The organism is Fundidesulfovibrio sp. (assembly GCF_058402725.1).
Genome location: NZ_JBZVFJ010000295.1, coordinates 1 through 2139, shown reverse-complemented (window position 1 = coordinate 2139; position 2139 = coordinate 1). Strand labels below are relative to the sequence as shown.

Sequence of the window (2139 nt, the reverse complement as noted above, 5' to 3'; positions counted from 1 at the left end):
AGAAGGCGAACTGCTCAATGTAGGATGGAAAGCTCGAACCCGGCACCCCCAGATTCACGACCTTGACGCTTTTCCCGGTCCCGGCCCCGGCGAGCACTTTTTCCAGGACTGCCGGAAGGGAGTACCGCGCCTGGGTCACCCCGTGGGTGAAGGAGTCTCCGAAAAAAAGGATGCGGTATTCGCCCTCGGGCTTCTGCCTGGGGATCACGCCGCCGTGGTCGTTGTAGGCCAGGCTGGCCGGGTGGAAGAGGGCGTCGTCCACGCGGGCGCGGGCGACGTAGTGGGCCTCCTCGTAGACCAGGAAGGCGTGGTCCGCCAGGTAGAGGCCTCCCGCGAGGATCGCCAGGGACAGAAGCGTTCCGGCCAGGATGCTGCGGAGCGGGTTGTTCGCGCCATGCATTGTTTGGACGACTAACGGCGTCCATCAAAAGAATCAAGCCAAGAAGCCGCCTTCCGCCCTCGGCGTCGGGCCGGAAGCCGCGTGCCACGGACAAAACGCGTCCCGTCGCCAGAGCACGGAGAAAAATCCGAACAAGTTGTTGACAGGGGCCGCACCAACCCGTAAAGGACACCTCTTCCCGATCGCATGGAGGACTTCTCGTCATGAAGACATACAGCCCGAGCAGCAAGGATATCACCCGCGACTGGGTGATCGTGGACGCCTCGGAAAAGATCCTGGGCCGCCTGGCCAGCCAGATCGCCCAGCGTCTGCGCGGCAAGCACAAACCCGAGTTCGTCCCCCACATGGACGGGGGCGATTTCGTGGTTGTGGTCAACGCCGACAAGGTGAAGGTCACCGGCCGCAAGCTCGACCAGAAAATGTACTATCGCCACAGCGGCTGGATCGGCGGCCTGAAGGAAACCGTGTTGAAAGACATGATGTCCTCCAAGCCCGACCAGGTGCTGATCAAGGCCGTGAAGGGCATGCTGCCCAAGAACCGCCTGGGCCGCCAGATGCTCAAGAAGCTCAAGGTGTACGCCGGGGCCGAGCATCCCCACGCCGCCCAGCAGCCCAAGCCCCTGGCCTAACACACGGAGCACGCCATGAGCACCGACTTCTTCTACGGCACCGGACGGCGCAAGACCGCCATCGCCCGCACCCGCATCAAACCCGGCACCGGGCAGATCCTGATCAACGGCCGCCCCGCCGACGAATACTTCCCCCGCCCCGCGCTGCAGGGAATCATCCGTCAGCCCTTCGCCCTCACCAGGACCCAGGGCCGCTTCGACGTGAACGCCACCCTGGACGGCGGCGGCATCTCGGGCCAGGCCGAGGCCCTGCGCCACGGCATCTCCCGCGCCCTGCTGCAGGCCGACCCCGAGCTGCGCCCCATGCTCAAGAAGGCCGGCCTGCTCACCCGCGACGCCAGGGCCAAGGAACGTAAGAAGTACGGCCAGCGCGCCGCCCGCGCCCGCTTCCAGTACTCCAAGCGTTAGGCCTCCCGACGCATTCGCCAGGCAAGGGCCGTTCCCACGGGAACGGCCCTTTTTCGCGTTGCGTTCGCCGGCGAGGACGCCTCGCATCGGGCGCATCGCCCGCGCAACCAGGTTCGCAAATCGTTCGGTTCGACCGTCCCGCTTCGGACGCCGTCCTAGGGACGGCACGCGCCGCCAGAGGCAACGCGGATCACTCCCCGGCGGGGTCCGCCAAGAGCCGCTCGCGCGTGCCGTCCTGCTTCAGGGAGCGCAACGCCTCGGCCAGCCTGGGTACCAGGGCCTCGTGGCGGCGGTTGAGATAGACGTACATCTCGCGGCGCTCCAGCACCTCGGCGCGCACGGCGGAACGCGGAATGCCCAGTTCGTCCAGGAAGAGGCCGCCCCCGAGGCGCTGGTAGATCACCGCGTCCACGCGTCCGGCGGCCAGCAGGCGGAAAAGCTCCCGGGGCCTGGCCACGCCAACGGCGTCGAGCCCCTTCAGGCGTCCCTCGATGATCTTCCAGCCCACCAGGTAGCCCACCCGGAGCCCGGCAAGCCCATTCCATCCCGTAACATGCAGGCCAGGGTCCATGGTGAAGACCGTGAATTCCCACGAGACGGTGCTCTCGGGCACGCGCACAAGGTTGGTGTAGGTCCGGTCCACGCCCTCCACGCGGTTGGCGTCGCCGTCGATGGTCCCGGCGTTGGCCTCGGTATGGAGCG

At 66.7% G+C, this 2139-nt stretch carries 3 protein-coding genes and 1 pseudogene; 2 read left to right on the top strand and 2 right to left on the bottom strand.

The features are described from left to right. Positions 1 to 400 (bottom strand): annotated as a pseudogene (locus ACV4UX_RS18890) (hypothetical protein); the annotation flags it as partial. Between the two features lie 203 nt (positions 401 to 603). Here ACV4UX_RS18890 and rplM point away from each other — a divergent pair. Together rplM and rpsI are read left to right on the top strand one after the other, a co-directional pair. Further along, a complete protein-coding gene (rplM, locus tag ACV4UX_RS18885; protein WP_173082726.1) occupies positions 604 to 1029 on the top strand; it encodes a 50S ribosomal protein L13 in 426 nt (141 codons plus the stop codon). Between the two features lie 15 nt (positions 1030 to 1044). Then, positions 1045 to 1437 (top strand): 30S ribosomal protein S9, encoded by a 393-nt coding sequence (gene rpsI / locus ACV4UX_RS18880; RefSeq protein ID WP_173082728.1) that lies wholly within the window; start codon positions 1045 to 1047, stop codon positions 1435 to 1437. A 190-nt stretch (positions 1438 to 1627) separates the two neighbouring features. Here rpsI and ACV4UX_RS18875 read toward each other — a convergent pair. Then, positions 1628 to 2139: substrate-binding periplasmic protein (locus tag ACV4UX_RS18875; RefSeq protein WP_491594825.1), on the bottom strand; the 512-nt coding region annotated here is incomplete at its 5' end.